We start from the raw sequence: 16141 nt of genomic DNA on the forward strand, positions 1-16141 counted from the left end.
GATCAGTTTCTGGGCGCGGTATCCACCGCAATCATAAGCCTTCCAGTAACACAGGAATGAATAAAAATCAAAACCATAGAATGCTGGAAAGAAGGGCACCAGAGAACGAACCAACGGACTGTTTGTTGGCGAAATGTGCAGGGAAAGGGCGATTTAATGGCAAATCAAAGAGTTGCGTGCGTTTGACGGGACTAAAGAGGCGATTGCGAAATAACAAGTTTTAAAAGAATGAGGTGCATGACGAAAAATGTGTCCGCCTGGTAATGTAGACAGACGGACACGGAAACAACGTCCGCCTACTTCAAAGCGTCTTTAAGAGCCTTGCCAGGTACAAACTTGGGAACCTTACGTGCATCAATACTGATTTCCTGACCGGTCTGGGGGTTTCTGCCTTTGCGGGCTTTTCTTTCAACGGCCTTGAATGTACCGAAACCGACGAGGGTCACAGCATCATCACCGGTAAGGGCATCTGTAATGGTGGAAAGGACACAATCTACGGCTGCCTGAGCTTCTTTTTTAGAGCTGACAACTTTTGCAACTTCGTTGACGAGATCACCTTTGTTCATCCTTGAATCTCCTTGTATTTGAGTGGGTTTTAAACAACGGCTTGCTTACGGCGTTTTGAATATGCAATTTATTTCGGGAAAATCGGGATACGGCATGCTGATGAGTATCCTTACCTGATAAGGCGAAGGCCAATATTGACGGCCTTTTTTGAAGATCAACGTACTTATTTGGTTTCTAAGTGTCAAGCAATAATTGAGTCCAATGTTAAAAAATAAAGTCCAAAAGACTTGATATATGGGCTCTTTAAGGTTTGACAATACTGAACTAACCGTTTTGACAGCATGGGTAACGTAGAAAAGTAAAGAGTATTTGCCCTCGGTTCATCTGGTGGGATGAAATTAAAATTTTACGAGAGGATACAATTGGTTACGTCCAATATTCATTCTTTCAAATGCCATGCGATACGATTGCTCAATGAAACGGCGACACATCTCGGGGACTGCGGATGAATGGCCGATGTCTGACCGTTGATCCCTTTTTATTATGCATGATAATACACGAATAAACGTTGCTGTCAAAGGGCTTTCCGCCTTAAATGACGTGTTGGTTACCTTCGAGGTTGCATGGGGTCTCGGTTACTCCAACAGAACGTTTACGGCTTCCACCCCTGTTTCACAACTATGAGGGGCTGCATCCCCCTCGGAAAGGGCCTCTCCAAGCTTTATTTTCAGGACGGTGCAGGTGGTATATCGCGAGATACCGGAGTAATGTGTGCTCACAATGTGTTTGGCCATGGCGGAACAGGCCCTTAACAGCCCGGGATGTCGACGGGAAGGGCCGGAATGCATCCCGGTGAAGACTATCCTGTCAATCCTCTGGGGTCTCTCTTCAGCCGCTTCCTGAATCTCCTCAATCATGGCAGGGAAATTGATGTTCAGGTCGACAGGCTGAATGGTATCTTTTTAAATATAGGAAGCGCATGCCAGGCAAGCCAAACTCTGCATGCATGATCAGAGCAGCCCCAGATACCAACCGATGAGGCGTGAACCACAGAGGGTGTAGGTCAGGGCTCCGGCTGCCAGAAAAGGGCCGTATGGAATGGCCATTTTCATATTGCCCTTTTGGATGAGCATGATGGACAACCCGATGACGCTGCCGGTAAGGGATGAGAAAAAAATGGTGAAAAGAACCCCTTGCCAGCCGATAAAGGCACCCATCATCCCCAGAAGCTTGATATCACCGCCCCCCATACCTGCTTTTCCGGTGACGCGCTCATAGAGCCAGGCCACAAGCCACAGGCTGCCTCCACCGGCCAGGATGCCCAGGGCTGATTCTTGCCAGGTCACGGTGGGGACAGCCAGAGAGAGGAGGAAGAAGAGGGGGATCCCCGGCAGGGAAATGACGTCAGGGATAATGCGGTGATCGATGTCGATAAAGGTCAGGGTGATCAGCACACTGAAAAAGATAAAGTGCACCAGCGCATTGATGCTGAGGCCAAAGGCAAAGAGGGCGATCAAGGCAAAACACCCCGTCAGCATCTCGATGGCCGGGTACCTGAAGGAGACCTGGCCGCGGCAATTGCGGCAGCGGCCCCTTAATATAAGGAAGCTCAGGACGGGAATATTGTCGTACCAGCGGATGGGGCTTGCGCAGGATGGACAGGATGAGCCGGGACGCACAATCGAACGAGAGAGAGGGACTCTGTAAATGCAGACATTTAGAAAGCTGCCTACACAGAGGCCATAAAAGAAGATTGTCAGGGTAATGGTAAGCGAAATCATGTGTATTTCCTGGTTCGTCGGGTGGATGTCATGGCGTGGTGGCGGTGGCCGCCCACCGAAATTTCAGCCTCTCACCCAGGTAAAGTAAAAGCGGATGGTAAAAAAATCAAGAATGATATTGTAAATGGGGAAATGTGTCTTATAATTACTCCGTAGCTTTCAATATCTCCCCGAAAAACCTTGAATGGAGGACATTTCGGGCATTGTGGCCTTGACGTGCACTGCCCGGGGGGCGATGTTTGTGTCCAAAAAATCATGATGGTGTCGTAAATCGTCAAAATTTCGACATCTCGCAGTTACCTTTTGTGTCCCTCCAGGTTGTTTTTTGCCACTTGGGGGGCCGGGAACGCCTTCCCGGACCGCGGGGCCATCACATCATATGCAGGAGTTGGAATGGCTGTTACCGACAAAGATGACCTGATTAACCTCATTGAAGAGGATGTTCCCGATAATGAGATACCTGAAATCCTTCCCCTGATGCCCGTCCGGGATGTGGTGATCTTCAATGATATGCTCTTGCCTTTGTTTATCGGCAGGGACAGGTCGGTGCGTGCCGTGGAGCATGCTCTTGAAGAGGATCGCTATATTTTTCTTGCGGCCCAGAAAGACCCTGTCGACGAGGAGCCCAAAACTGAGGATATTTTCACCGTGGGAACCGTCGGTAAAGTGCTTCGAATGGTGAAGCTTCCTGACGGAAAGATCAAAGCGCTGGTTCAGGGCATGGCCAAAGGACGAATCCTCGAATACATGGAGGATAAATCGTTTTTCAAAGTGCGGTTTGAGCAGATTGAAGAAGCAGCCACGCCCGAGATGGACGTGAACACCGAAGCGCTCATGCGAAATGTCCGCGAACAAAGTGAAAAGATTCTCTCCCTCAAAGGGGAGCTCAGCTCAGAGGTGTCTGCGGTCCTTGAGAGCATCGAATCTCCAGGCAAACTGGCGGATCTTGTGGCGTCTAACCTGCGCCTGCGCGTGGATGAAGCCCAGCAGGTTCTTGAGTGCCATGAACCCATAGAACGCCTCACCAAGGCCTATGGATTTCTCAGCCGTGAGGTCGAGCTTTCAGCGGTGCAGGTCAAAATTCAAACCGATGTTCGAGATGAAATCTCTAAGACACAGCGGGACTATTACCTTCGCGAACAGGTACGGGCCATCAACCGCGAGCTGGGCGAGCAGGACGATAAGATCGCGGAGATTAACGATTATAAAGAAAACATTGCCAGCGCCAAGATGTCTCCCCTGGCTGAAAAAGAAGCGCTGAAGCAGCTGAAACGGCTGGAACAGATGCACTCCGATTCGTCGGAAGCCACGGTGATTCGGACCTATCTGGACTGGATGGTTGAGCTCCCCTGGAGTGCCCGCACCAAGGACAACCTCAACATCAAGCGCGCGGCCAAGCTTCTGGATGAAGAGCATCATGGCCTGGAGAAGGTCAAGGAGCGTATCCTCGAATTCTTGAGCGTCCGTAAGCTCAATCCGAACATGAAGGGGTCGATCCTCTGTTTTGTCGGGCCTCCAGGGGTAGGGAAGACCTCCCTCGGGAAAGCCATCGCTGCCGCCATGAAACGCGAGTTTGTGCGTATTTCCCTTGGCGGTATCCGGGACGAAGCGGAGATCCGAGGGCACCGACGGACTTACATCGGAGCGCTGCCCGGTCGCATTATTCAGGGGCTCAAGCAGTGTGGATCCAACAACCCCGTTTTTATGATGGACGAGGTGGACAAATTGGGATCTGACTACAAGGGCGATCCCTCCTCTGCGCTGCTGGAGGCTCTGGATCCCGAACAGAACAGTGAATTCAGCGATCACTATCTTAACATTGCCTTTGACCTGTCCAAGGTGATGTTTATTTTAACAGCCAACCAGCTGGATACCATTCCGTCGGCGTTATTGGACCGTATGGAGGTGATTTCCCTTTCAGGCTACAGCCACGAAGAAAAACGCACCATTGCCGAAAATTATCTGCTGCCTCGTCAGATCAAGGAAAATGGCCTTAAAAAACGGCACCTCCAACTCAGCACCGGGGCCTTGGATGAGATTATTCAGAATTTCACCCTGGAGGCCGGAGTGCGCAGCCTGGAGCGCGAGTTGGGAGCGGTTTGCCGTAAGATTGCCCGTAAGGTGGCCGAAGGCTCCAAGGGAGGTCAACGCGTCAGTCGGGCTAACCTTGAAAAGTTTCTCGGTCCCCCTAAGTATCTCTCGGAACTGGATAAGGAAGAGAGTCAGATCGGGCTTTCCACGGGGCTGGCTTGGACCCAGGTGGGTGGGGTGGTCCTCTATGTGGAGACCTCCATTATTCCCGGCAAAGGGGAGCTTATCGTGACCGGGCAATTGGGGGAGGTCATGCAGGAGTCGGTAAAGGCCGCCATGAGCTACACGCGCCACGCCCTTGCCGGTCTGGGATTTAAAGACAGTTTTGATGATCTGGATATCCATATCCATGTGCCCGACGGAGCCACCCCCAAGGATGGGCCTTCGGCCGGTATCGCCATCGCCACCTCTCTCTTTTCTGCCGTGGTGGGCCGACCGGTAAGCAGCGATGTGGCCATGACCGGTGAGATCACGCTCAGGGGGCGGGTGCTTCCTATCGGCGGGCTGAAAGAAAAGGCCCTGGGTGCATTACGGGGAGGGATCAAGACGGTTCTTTTTCCGGAAAAAAACATCAAGGATCTTTCAGAGATTCCCCAAAGCGTCAAGAAGCGCATCCGCTTTGTCCCTGTCAGACACCTGGACGACGTGCTTGCGATTGCCATTGAAAATTTCAGCACACTGGATGCATCGGCCCTCAAACGAAAGGCGTCATCCACCGCCACGAAGAAAAAAGCAAAAAAACCTGCATCCGCGGGTAAGAGTAAGGAGACTGCATGATGCGAATTCTTGCAGTGGATACCTCCACCCTCTCGTGCGGCGTTGCCGTCACCGATGGGGCGGGGCTCCTCTCGGAATGCCTGTTTACCAGCAAACAGACCCACTCTCGCCATCTTCTCAGCATGGTGGAGGAGGCCCTGACGCGTTCTGGTCTGGAATTGAAGGATCTGGATGGTTTTTCTGTGACGTGCGGCCCGGGAAGTTTTACCGGGCTCCGCATCGGCATGAGCGTCGTGAAAGGGCTTGCAGAGGTCGTCGACAAGCCTCTGGTCGGAATCTCGACCCTGGAGTCTCTGGCCTGTGGTGCCTGCCTGTCAGGCAGGCCGATTCTTGCCATGCTCGATGCTCGAAAAGGCGAGGTGTATGCAGCCTGGTATCAACCGGATGGCGTGGGAGGGGTTACCGAACTCTCTCCTCCTGAAGCGATCACCCCGGAGGCCCTTGTCAAGGGCATCAAAGGGGAGGTCCTGTGCATCGGCACCGGTGCGGTGACCTATGGTGCATTTCTTCGGGAGTCCCTGAAAGAACGGGCTTTTTTTGCCCCTGATTATGATATTATCCGTCCGGCGGTGGTGGCGAACCTGGCATCCAAGGCCTTCCAGCGAGGTGAGGGGAGTGATGCCGCGACCCTGACGCCCCTTTACCTGAGAAAGTCGGATGCCGAAATTGCCCTGGCGCTTCGAAATGAGTCAAAGGGGCACGGTTAGGGGCTTTCGTTTGACAACCTACGGGTGATCTGATAATCCTCAAGGAAGATGAATGCGTTCAGAAACGTCGGCATCCTGAGCGCCTTGACAACGTTAAATAGTATATTTTCAGGTTCCATTGCTGTATTTTTGCTGAAACGCCTGTGTCCTTTGCGTCATTTCTTATTCACTTTAAATGATGAACCACGCGGGGGGTTGAAGCTTGTTTCATGCATGCCGACACACGTTTGCTACGTAATGGAGACCTCGTTTAAGTTGTTTCAACCATATTGATACTGGAACTACGAATGAATCGTTTTACCTGGCCTGAGACACCGAGTCTGAAAGCATTTCAAATCGCAAAGCCCGGCATTCCCTTTATTTTGGTGGCTTGTGTTTCTACCCTTTTTCTTGCGGTGATCCAATTTAATACGCTCGCCCTGCTCTCTTTTTTCATCACGCTGTTCGTCTGTTACTTTTTCCGTGATCCCGACCGGGCCGTCGAAGAGGGGGTGGGCTATCTTTCATCTCCGGCGGATGGGAAAGTGATTTTTGCGGACGTGGTGGATGAAAATCCTTATATCGATGGGAAATGTTTTAAAATCAGCATTTTCATGAATGTCTTTAATGTGCATGTCAACCGAGTTCCTTTTGGTGGCATCATTAAAGCCATTCATTACCATCCTGGAAAATTCTTCAATGCAAGCCTGGATAAGGCTTCGAAGCACAATGAGCGGAATGCTCTTGTTATTGAAACCGAAAGCGGCGTGACCTTCGCCACCGTTCAAATTGCAGGACTCGTGGCCCGTCGCATTATTTGTGGTGTGAAAGAAGGGGACACCGTGGTTCAAGGGCGACGCTTCGGCATGATCTGTTTCGGATCACGTCTTGATCTTTATCTGCCTACCGACTTTGCCTGCCGTGTGTCCATCGGCGAAAAAGTTCAGGCCGGCACAACGGTTATGGGGGTTCTTTCATGAAAGAGGCACGAAAAGAGCGTTTGAAAAAAGGGATTTATCTGCTTCCCAACGCCTTTACATCCATGAATTTATTCTTTGGATTTCTCTGTATCGTCTCCGCGCTTGAGGGTCGGTTTGAATTTGCAGCCATTTCCATTCTTATCGCGGTGGTCTTTGACTCCCTGGATGGCAAAATAGCACGCGCCACCAACACGACCAGCCAGTTCGGAATCGAATTCGACTCTTTGGCGGACCTGATCTCCTTTGGCTTGGCACCTTCCCTGTTGATGTATCTCTGGATTTTAAAGCCTATGGGCCGAATTGGATGGCTTGCGGCCTTCCTCTTCACCATTTGCGGCGCCTTGAGGCTTGCTCGTTTCAATACCATGGCTGAGTCAACGCCCAGTAACCATTTTCTGGGGCTGCCTATTCCTGCAGCGGCAGGGATGAACGCCACGGCAGTCATGTTCTGCACGAAATTCAATGTCCCGGTATCGGAATTTCCCGTTGTCTTCTTGCTGGCCATGTATGCTCTCTCCTTTTTGATGGTAAGTTCCGTTAAATACGAAAGCTTTAAGAAAGCAGAGCTGTTCAAAAAGATGAAGTTCAATATGTTGGTGTCCACCATTCTCGTCTTTATTTTCATTGCACAGAAACCTCATCTGGCGCTTTTTGCCATTTCCCTGTGCTATGTCGTTTCCGGCCCGATCCTCACCATTGTCCTGGCGAGACGTGCCCGGCACGAGGCAAGCGCACTGAAACCCAGATGATTCTTTTTTTGTAAAGTAAAGTCCCTGAAAAGGGGCTGTTCCCAGAAAAGATAAATAGACAAAGCCCCTTTCACCGACGGTAAATTCATTCACTGATTACCGGAGAAGAAAGAGGTTTTTGTTTTTAAAGAACACTGAAACGGACTCAGGGTTCACCCTGAGCCCCACAGAAACACCAGGAGCTATATTTTGAAGACCATTCCCATTACAAAGGAAGGCTACGAAAAATTGAAGAAGGAACTCCACCAGCTTAAGACGGTGGAGCGACCTAACACAATTGAAGCCATCGCTGTGGCTCGAAGCCACGGTGATCTATCGGAAAACGCTGAGTACGATGCTGCCAAAGACCGCCAGTCCTTCCTCGAAGGACGTATCATGGACTTGGAGTACAAAATTGCCAATGCGGATGTCATCGATCCCTCTGATCTTCCCTCGGACAGGGTGGTCTTTGCCAGCCGATTTGTTCTCGAAAATATTGACACCGGTGAAGAGGTGACCTATCAGCTGGTGGGACAAGAGGAGTCAGATATCTCTGAAGGCCGTGTTTCTGTTTCTTCACCACTGGGGCAGGCCATTCTCGGGAAATCGCCGGGCAATGAAATTACGGTGCAGGCACCCGGTGGACAGCGACTTTACGAACTCGTCGAAATCTTGTAATTCTTTACCCGTTCGTATACACTATCTGATGCGCAGGGAGTTCAGGAGGGGGATGTGTCCCCGTCCTGAGCTCCTGTATTTTAGTTGCCTCAAGTTTATGGATGTGTTTTTTTGCTTCCATATCGGTATACCAACTTGCCATTTTTGCACACAAGGAGAACGACCTTGGCCAGAGTAACTATCGAAGATTGCCTTGAAAAAGTACCCAATCGCTTTATGCTTGTGCATATTGCCGCCAAGCGTGTACGTCAGATTCGTGATGGCGCTGAATTTGTTGTACAGTCCACGAATAATGAAGATGTCGTAACCGCCCTCAGAGAGATTGCTGCTGGCAAAGTCTACTTGAAGCCCAAAGACGAAAAGTAGCTCCCTTACGACCGGTTGTCTATCTCAGACTACCTTTTCCCCCTCGGGCCGCAGATCATAAGCCGGCCTGAAGGGAAAGAGGGAGACGTCCCGTGCGCTCCCCTGGCCTGTGGCTGCCGGAGTCCAATCCCCAATTATTCCAAAGAAATTCAGGAACTGTGTGATACGAGAAACGCGGATATTTAAGCGCATCAATCGTGCCATGGGGCAGGCCATTCATCAATACGATATGATCAGGGATGGGGACCGGATTGCCCTGGGGCTTTCAGGGGGAAAGGATAGCCTTACCCTCTTGACGATGCTTGTGGAACGTCTTCGCCGCATTCCCGTGACCTATTCCATTCATCCCATTTATATTGATCCCGGCTTTGACGGCAGCTTTGCCGATGAGCTGGCGGCCTATTGCGAGGGGCTTGGTTTATCTTTGACGTGTGAACGCACCAATCATGGACCGGAAGCCCACAAGGATGGACAGACCGTCAATCCTTGTTTTATCTGTTCACGGTTGCGACGCAAACGCCTGTTTGAGTTGTCGGCTGAATTGCGATGCCGCACCCTGGCCCTTGGGCACAACAAGGATGATGTCATTGAGACCGTGCTGATTAACATGTTCTACGCGGGACAGATCAGCACCATGATGCCTCATCAATCCATGTTTGATGGTGAAATGACGGTTATCCGGCCCCTTTATCTGGCTGACGAAGGCGATATTATTCGCTTTGCATCGGAGCAGAAATTGCCGGTTTACACCAATCCCTGCCCTTCGGCGACGAGATCAAAACGAAGTGAAATCAAAGATCTCTTGAAATCTCTTTACGAAACAAACCCTCATATCAAAGGCAATATCTTTCGATCCCTGAGTCAAGTCAAATTGGACTACATGTTGACATGACCTCATTTCTTTGCTTTTGTTGTTCAACAACACTCTTTGACGGGGGACGGAACAAACAACATGATTGATATTCAGAAACAACCCGATTATCGGAATATTGCTATTGATCAGGTCGGTATCAAAAATTTGAAGTATCCGGTGAGGGTCCTTGACAGGTCCAATGGAACTCAGCATACCGTCGCTGCCATCAATATGTATGTGGATCTACCACACCACTCCAAGGGGACGCACATGAGTCGTTTCGTGGAGTTGTTGCACTCTTTTAGAAACGATTTGGAACTTTCGCTGACAACGCTGTCCCATATTCTTGATGAAATGAAAAAAATTCTGGGTGCAAAATCTTCTCATGTGGATATCTCTTTTCCTTACTTCATTGAGAAAAAAGCACCGAAAAGTGGCTCTCCCGGATTGGTGGATTATTCATGCCGCTTTTTGGGATCCAGCAACGAAAAGGATGAGATCGACCTTATTTCCGAAGTGGTCGTTCCTATTACCTCGCTTTGTCCCTGTTCCAAAGAAATCAGTGTACAGGGTGCCCACAATCAGCGGGGTGAAGTCCGACTGGCAACACGTTTTCGCAAGTTTAACTGGATTGAGGACATGATCGAGGTGGTGGAGCAGGCCGCTTCTTGTGAAATTTACTCTGTACTCAAGCGGGTGGATGAAAAATTTGTGACGGAGCAGGCCTATAATAACCCGAAGTTTGTTGAAGACATCGTCCGGGACATTGCCATCGTCTTAAATAAAGACGATAACATCACCTGGTTTGAGTTAAGTGCTGAAAATTTTGAATCCATTCATAACCACAGTGCGTACGCCTATATCACCAGTGATAAAAAGGAACTCAGAACGAGGCAATAGGCCTTCCTTGTTCTTGGGGGATGAAGAAAAAATAAGCGGAACCTTCGGCACACACTGTCGATGGTTCCGTTTTTTTGTTTTAAGGCAGGGGGGTGCCAAGCTCTCACCGTGCATTCAATTCGGTTTTCAAAGCGTTGAGGACAGTGCCTGCATTCGCACCGTGACGGTGGGTGAAGATAACGAACCGATACCGTTTGTCAGCGGCCGTTGTCAGGTAGCCCGCTCGGGTGGAGACATCGGTCAGGGTTCCCGTCTTAAACCGGGCATCGCCCTCGACGTGAAGCAGGTGTGCATAGGGGGCAAAATGCATCAAGAGATCGCACATCAATCGGGCAGTGACCTTGTTTTGTCGGGAAATGCCCGAACCCTCAACCACATCGGGGCAGGTCTTCAGGAGCCTTGTCATGACCCTGCAAAAGGCCTTGCGTCCTTTTTCCAGAGTGGCGGGTGCCCCTTCCGTACGGGCCGCTGAAGCAAGATAAAGTTGGTTTGCCAAAAAGTTGTTGGAAAAAGTCATCAGCTTTTTGATGGTTTCCGTCAGGTCTGAAGGGGAGAGCAGTCTTTTTTCGTAGAGCCTGTTTTCCGCAGGGTAGGGGAGAGACTGGACAGAACCGGTCACCTGAATCCCATGCTTTTGCAGAAACCACCGAAAGAGGTGCCCGGCATAGAGACGGCTCTCCGTGGGAGTCAGGCGAACTCGCCCGCTTGGTGTGGATGCGGACATGCGTCCTTCGATAAAGGGGAGCAAGGGCGTCTGGGGTTCGGCGCTGACAGGGACACCCTGGGCGTTTCGAGTATAAAAGACGGTGTTGAAATTCGCGCACAAGGCACCATTGGGGGCATCGTAGGGCTGTTCGGAGTTCATGACCACCCCTGGGATGGTTATGGGGGCAAAATAGCTGCCATCGACGCCCATGCCCTTAATGGCATGAATGCCCGCCGCCCTTAATTCACCTGCCACCACATGGGCGTATCTATCCAGAACCTCTGAGATGAGAAGGGGGTCGCCGTATCCTTTAAGATAGAGGATACGATCTGGAGAGACACTCACATCTGTTGGGAAACGGTAGGTCTCTCCTAAGGTCGCGAAGGCAAAAAGAGCGGTGGCAATTTTGAGCGTCGAGGCGGGCACACAGGGAACTTCTGCATTTTGTGAAAAAACAACGCGATGCGGCTCCTCAATGACCAGAAGGGCATCGGACGGATGAAGGCTTTCGGCAAGCCGTGCGGGGAGCGTCTCGCCACCCGCAGGGCCTGGGACAAGCAAAAAGAGAAGGCCGAGGATCAGACCAGGGTGACATTTCATAAAGAAGCCTTTATTTGCTTTCGACAATGAGGGTCACCGGGCCGTCGTTGGTCAGAGAGACCTCCATGTGGGTCTGAAAACGACCCGTTTCGACAGAAATCCCTTTGAATCGGACCGCTTCGATAAACGCGTTGTAGAGCTTATCGGCCTCCGCCGGAGGAGCGGCATCAATAAAGGAGGGGCGACGGCCTCGGCTGCAGTCCCCGTAAAGGGTAAATTGAGACACCACCAGCATGGCTCCCCCCACATCCGACAAAGAGAGGTTCATTTTACCTGCCTCGTCTTCAAAAATCCGCAGCCCTGATATTTTGTCTGCGAGATAAAGGGCCTCTTTCTCCGAGTCGCCTCGGCCTACGCCCAAAAGAACCATCAACCCGGATTTAATGGTCCCTGTCACTTCACCTTCCACTCGAACCGCGCTCTCACTGACGCGTTGAACCACTGCTCGCATCTGACACTCCATTTCATCTGAACAGGACCGTGCGTTGTCACGAATCCAGGCTAAAATCAAAACCACATCCACGAATTTAAAAACAAACAGCGCCGGACAAAACCCCGGCGCTGCTCGTCAAACGGAATCCTTATTTATTTGTTACTATTCAGCTTATGCCTCCGCAACCTGCTTTTTGGGAACTGAATAGTGACCTTTATTTTTTTAAAAGATCGGCAAAAGGGTTGTTGAACGGCTGCCTTTTCTCCGGACCACTCCCTGATTTTTTGAGGGGGCGACGTTTCGCCTTGGGCATTGGGGCGGGCTGTTGCCGATCAGGCGGTGTGTCTCCTGTTGCCGGACGGGTTTTCATGGAAAGTGAGATTCGCTTGCGAGGTTTGTCGACACCGATCACCACCACCTGTACTTTCTGGTGGACCTTCATCACGTCGGCGGGGTTTTTCACAAATTTATCCGACATTTGACTGATGTGCACAAGCCCGTCCTGATGCACGCCAATATCAACAAAGGCACCGAAGGCGGTGACATTGGTCACGACACCGGGGAGTCGCATTCCCTCCTCAAGGTCGTCCATGGTCTCCACGCCTTCCTGGTAATTGAAGAGCTTGAAGTCATCGCGGGGATCACGGCCCGGTTTGGCCAATTCATCGCAGATATCCGTCAAGGTGGGGATCCCCACGGTTTCTGAGGTATAAGCAGAAAGGTCAAGGACCCGTTTCAGGTCGGAGCGACCAATCAGAGAGGCCACCTTTACGCCCAGGTCCCTGGCCATGGCATCTACAATGCCGTAGCTTTCAGGGTGGACCGCACTGCCATCCAGGGGGTTTTTACCCTCCATGATGCGAAGGAAGCCCGCGCATTGCTCGTAAGCCTTGGGGCCGAGGCGGGGCACTTTAAGCAAGGCCTTACGAGCCTGAAACGGACCGGTTTCATCTCGGTACGTCACAATATTTTTGGCAAGCTGGGGGCCGAGGCCTGAGATGTACGTGAGGAGCTCCGCGCTGGCCCTGTTGATGTCGACCCCCACGCCGTTTACACAGCTGACGACGGTGTCGTCCAGAGCCTGCCTCAACGCATTCTGGTCCACGTCGTGCTGATACTGCCCCACACCGATGGATTTCGGATCAATTTTCACGAGCTCCGACAGGGGATCCATGAGGCGTCTGCCAATGGAGACGGATCCCCGGACGGTTAAATCCAAGTCCGGGAATTCACGCCTCGCCACCTCGGATGCAGAATAAATGGATGCCCCGCTTTCATTGACCAGGGTAATGATGATCTCTTTGGGAAGCCCCAGCCCTTTGACAAAACGTTCCGTTTCCCTGCCGGCGGTTCCGTTGCCGATGGCCACGGCGTCAACGGCAAAACGCGTGACCAGATCACGAATCGTTTCAGCCGCTTTTCGGTCTTTCTGCTCGCCCATGTTCGGGAAGATGGTGTCGTGGTGGAGCAATTTGCCCTGGCTGTCCAGGCACACCACTTTGCAGCCCGTTCGAAATCCGGGATCGATACCCAGAACGCGTCGAGCACCCATGGGAGGGGCCAGAAGAAGCTCCCGTAAATTATCGGCAAAAACTGTGATGGCCTCTGAGTCGGCTCGTTCTTTGGAGAGCATCCTCGCTTCCGTTTCCATGGATCGGGAGAGGAGGCGTTTATAGCACTGTTCCAGGGCCTGACGCACCAGGACAGAGTCGGGGCCGTCACCGGTGACAAGCAGATGGTGAAGGATATGCAGGGCGTCCGTTTCGGCAGGGCGGATGGTGAGATTGAGTACCTCCTCCCGTTCACCTCGTCTCGCTGCAAGTATACGGTGGGAGGGCGCCTCATGAAGGGACTCGTTCCACTCAAAATAGTCTCGGAATTTAGCCCCTTTTTCTTCCATCCCACTGGCAACACGACAGGTGATGGTGCTCTTTTTTGCATAGAGCTCACGCAGAGACTTTCGAACCGCCCCCTGTTCGTTGATCCACTCCGCCATAATATCGATGGCTCCGGCCAGGGCATCCGCTTCTGTTTCTACACCCTTTTCCATGTCCAGAAAATCTTTGGCCATAATCTCCGGATGGATGCCGGTTTGGGCAAAAATGGCCTCGGCGAGGGGCTCCAGCCCTTTTTCCCGAGCCTGTTGTCCTTTGGTCCGGCGTTTGGGGCGGTAGGGGAGGTAGATGTCCTCAAGGGTTGTTAATACGTTGGTTGCCTTGATTTGAGCCGTCAATTCGTCGGTGAGATGCCCATTTTTTTCAAGGGAGGCGAGGATAGATGTTTTACGCGCCTGGAGTTCACGGAATTGAGCGGCCAGATCTCGTATCTCCGCAACGGCCACTTCATCAAGGCTGCCTGTCGCTTCTTTTCTGTAGCGGGCAATAAATGGGACCGTGGCTCCCTGATCCAGAAGGTTCAAGGTTTCGGTAACCTGAGCAGGACTCAACTCAAGTCGTTCTGATATAAAAATGATATTGTCCATGCATTTGACCCGTTAATTAAAATTGTGGAACGATCTGCTCGAAAGCGAAACAAACAGCGGTTTCAGTTTGCCGGACCTTCGCCCTTGCTCGGACATCATGGTTACCATGAAACGAAAGGTGTGAAAAACCCTTTTCACAGGAATGCTGTGAAAAGACGGCTGGAAAGGCGTTTCCTTCATTTGTGTTTGACATCTTCCCCCTTGAAGGCTGATAATACATACCATGTGTCGTTTTCATGGAATCCTGAAACAAAGGATAGTTGACCGATTTTCAAATAAAATTGATCTCGCAGGGCGCGTTCTCATGGCGTAGTCCGAGTCCGGACATTCAGTTCAAACTCGCCATTTCCCAAGGGTCTTTATAAATTATGTATTGACATAATGCGTTGAAAAAATAATATTTCTGTTTCAGAACGTGAGTGTCGTGACCACCGGTAGAGCAAAAAGTCAGGAAATATCTTCTACATCCTGCTGACTTTTTTGAGCAAATGAATCGATTCTGCCATCGGGACCGACTCTGAATGGCTCTCCCAAGTGTTTGACATGCGAACCCAAGGGGCTTTTCACTCTACTCACGTATTCACATGCGACCTGTATCATGGTTTGCGGTACAGCATCATTATCCTTCAGGGGTCGTTGAATGAATATTAAAGAAAGAGTCAGATCATTGCTCAAAGAGGCGGAGCTTTACAAAGACCAACGCCTCTTGAAAGAAGCACGTAAAAAATACACCGATGTCATTGAAATCCTTGAACAACAATCCCGCATCCAAAACCGTGATGCCCTCATCGCCGCCGTAGAAAAAAAACGAGACAGTCTGGATACGGCCATTATCAAATGGGATCAATCCAGGGTCAACCCTGAAGTTTCCGGCAAAGTTCAGAATTTAATCAAGCGTCTTTTTACCGCCTCTGAAGAAGGGATAAGCGATGAAGAAAACGGTATCAATGAAGCCATAACCCTGGCTAAATTTGGGCAGTACCGCCAAGCCCTTGAGGAGTTCAGTCGGCTGGTGCACCTCCCCATCGTCTGTGCCTCTGCTGCAAAGAATGCCATTAAATGTTATCTGGAACTTTCCGAATCGGATGAATGCATCGAAGCGGTTAAAGGCTGGTGGCAGGACTGCTGTTTTACCCCGGAGCAATATGCCTCCATCACCCACTTTATGCAGTCTGCCTTTGAAAAGAGTGGCTTGGATCTGGGCGATGCCATGGCAGAACCCCAAGTGGGGTTTGCCGGAGGGGAAGACTTTACAGCCCCGATAGACGACGATATTATTGACATCACCTCCATCGGCATTAATTTTCAAAGTGGCCCCATGGAGGGCCAGCACGTGGAGATCGACGTCAGTTTTCAGTCGGGAAGTCTGCTGAGCTTGATTGTTGCAAGCAGTGAAAAGGCTCTTTTACAGCTTTTGCTGAAAGGGACGGCTATCCATGACGTCGATTTTTATTCACCCATAGCGATATTTAAGGGGGCAGCGGTGGTAGAGTCCAACACCGGGATACTTTCCGGCCCTAAAAAAGGGGATTTCAGTCTTGATATCCGTATCAACAGCATCTGATCGTCGAAT

General features: G+C 51.0%; 15 protein-coding genes. 9 read left to right on the top strand and 6 right to left on the bottom strand.

Annotation, left to right across the window (positions count from 1 at the left end):
- Positions 1 to 296: 296 nt before the first annotated feature.
- From Q1Q75_RS11350 to Q1Q75_RS11360, 3 genes are all read right to left on the bottom strand, one after another.
- Entirely contained in the window at positions 297 to 566 is a 270-nt protein-coding gene (locus tag Q1Q75_RS11350) for an HU family DNA-binding protein (RefSeq protein ID WP_300670458.1), read from the bottom strand.
- 576 nt (positions 567 to 1142) lie between these two features.
- Complete coding sequence (locus Q1Q75_RS11355) at positions 1143 to 1424, bottom strand: hypothetical protein (protein ID WP_300670460.1); 282 nt, start codon at positions 1422 to 1424, stop codon at positions 1143 to 1145.
- A 93-nt stretch (positions 1425 to 1517) separates the two neighbouring features.
- Positions 1518 to 2288 carry an A24 family peptidase gene (locus Q1Q75_RS11360; RefSeq protein ID WP_300670462.1) on the bottom strand — a complete coding sequence of 257 codons (771 nt, stop codon included), beginning with the start codon at positions 2286 to 2288 and terminating at the stop codon, positions 1518 to 1520.
- Positions 2289 to 2681: 393 nt separating this feature from the next.
- On the opposite strand from Q1Q75_RS11360, the gene lon reads away from it, so the two are divergent.
- The 8 genes from lon (at position 2682) to folE2 (ending at position 10347) form a co-directional block, all read left to right on the top strand.
- Entirely contained in the window at positions 2682 to 5156 is a 2475-nt protein-coding gene (lon, locus tag Q1Q75_RS11365) for an endopeptidase La (protein WP_300670464.1), read from the top strand.
- Positions 5153 to 5863, top strand: coding sequence for a tRNA (adenosine(37)-N6)-threonylcarbamoyltransferase complex dimerization subunit type 1 TsaB (gene tsaB, locus Q1Q75_RS11370; protein ID WP_300670466.1), 711 nt, complete (start codon positions 5153 to 5155; stop codon positions 5861 to 5863). The genes lon and tsaB overlap by 4 nt, the downstream gene beginning before the upstream one ends.
- A 287-nt stretch (positions 5864 to 6150) precedes the next feature.
- Positions 6151 to 6822: a phosphatidylserine decarboxylase family protein gene (locus Q1Q75_RS11375; protein ID WP_300670468.1), complete on the top strand. Its 672-nt coding sequence runs from the start codon at positions 6151 to 6153 to the stop codon at positions 6820 to 6822.
- On the top strand, positions 6819 to 7571 hold the full coding sequence (pssA, locus tag Q1Q75_RS11380) for a CDP-diacylglycerol--serine O-phosphatidyltransferase (protein ID WP_300670470.1): 753 nt from the start codon (positions 6819 to 6821) through the stop codon (positions 7569 to 7571). The genes Q1Q75_RS11375 and pssA overlap by 4 nt, the downstream gene beginning before the upstream one ends.
- A gap of 189 nt (positions 7572 to 7760) precedes the next feature.
- Positions 7761 to 8228 carry a transcription elongation factor GreA gene (gene greA / locus Q1Q75_RS11385; RefSeq protein WP_300670472.1) on the top strand — a complete coding sequence of 156 codons (468 nt, stop codon included), beginning with the start codon at positions 7761 to 7763 and terminating at the stop codon, positions 8226 to 8228.
- 165 nt (positions 8229 to 8393) lie between these two features.
- Complete coding sequence (gene rpoZ / locus Q1Q75_RS11390; protein ID WP_300670474.1) at positions 8394 to 8594, top strand: DNA-directed RNA polymerase subunit omega; 201 nt, start codon at positions 8394 to 8396, stop codon at positions 8592 to 8594.
- Positions 8595 to 8754: 160 nt separating this feature from the next.
- Entirely contained in the window at positions 8755 to 9486 is a 732-nt protein-coding gene (locus Q1Q75_RS11395) for an ATP-binding protein (protein WP_300670476.1), read from the top strand.
- A gap of 60 nt (positions 9487 to 9546) precedes the next feature.
- A complete protein-coding gene (gene folE2 / locus Q1Q75_RS11400; protein ID WP_300670478.1) occupies positions 9547 to 10347 on the top strand; it encodes a GTP cyclohydrolase FolE2 in 801 nt (266 codons plus the stop codon).
- Positions 10348 to 10450: 103 nt separating this feature from the next.
- On the opposite strand, the gene Q1Q75_RS11405 is transcribed toward folE2, so the two are convergent.
- The 3 genes from Q1Q75_RS11405 to Q1Q75_RS11415 all read right to left on the bottom strand — a co-directional run bounded on the left by Q1Q75_RS11405 (position 10451) and on the right by Q1Q75_RS11415 (position 14568).
- Positions 10451 to 11653 carry a D-alanyl-D-alanine carboxypeptidase gene (locus Q1Q75_RS11405; RefSeq protein ID WP_300670480.1) on the bottom strand — a complete coding sequence of 401 codons (1203 nt, stop codon included), beginning with the start codon at positions 11651 to 11653 and terminating at the stop codon, positions 10451 to 10453.
- Positions 11654 to 11663: 10 nt separating this feature from the next.
- Entirely contained in the window at positions 11664 to 12104 is a 441-nt protein-coding gene (dtd, locus tag Q1Q75_RS11410) for a D-aminoacyl-tRNA deacylase (RefSeq protein WP_300670482.1), read from the bottom strand.
- 196 nt (positions 12105 to 12300) lie between these two features.
- Positions 12301 to 14568, bottom strand: a complete 2268-nt coding sequence (locus tag Q1Q75_RS11415) for a Tex family protein (protein WP_300670484.1) — start codon at positions 14566 to 14568, stop codon at positions 12301 to 12303.
- A gap of 640 nt (positions 14569 to 15208) precedes the next feature.
- Between Q1Q75_RS11415 and Q1Q75_RS11420 the strand changes: the two genes are divergently transcribed.
- On the top strand, positions 15209 to 16132 hold the full coding sequence (locus Q1Q75_RS11420) for a hypothetical protein (protein WP_300670486.1): 924 nt from the start codon (positions 15209 to 15211) through the stop codon (positions 16130 to 16132).
- Positions 16133 to 16141: the final 9 nt, after the last annotated feature.

Origin of the sequence: Desulfoluna sp. (assembly GCF_030145185.1) — a bacterium.
GTDB lineage: Bacteria > Desulfobacterota > Desulfobacteria > Desulfobacterales > Desulfolunaceae > Desulfoluna.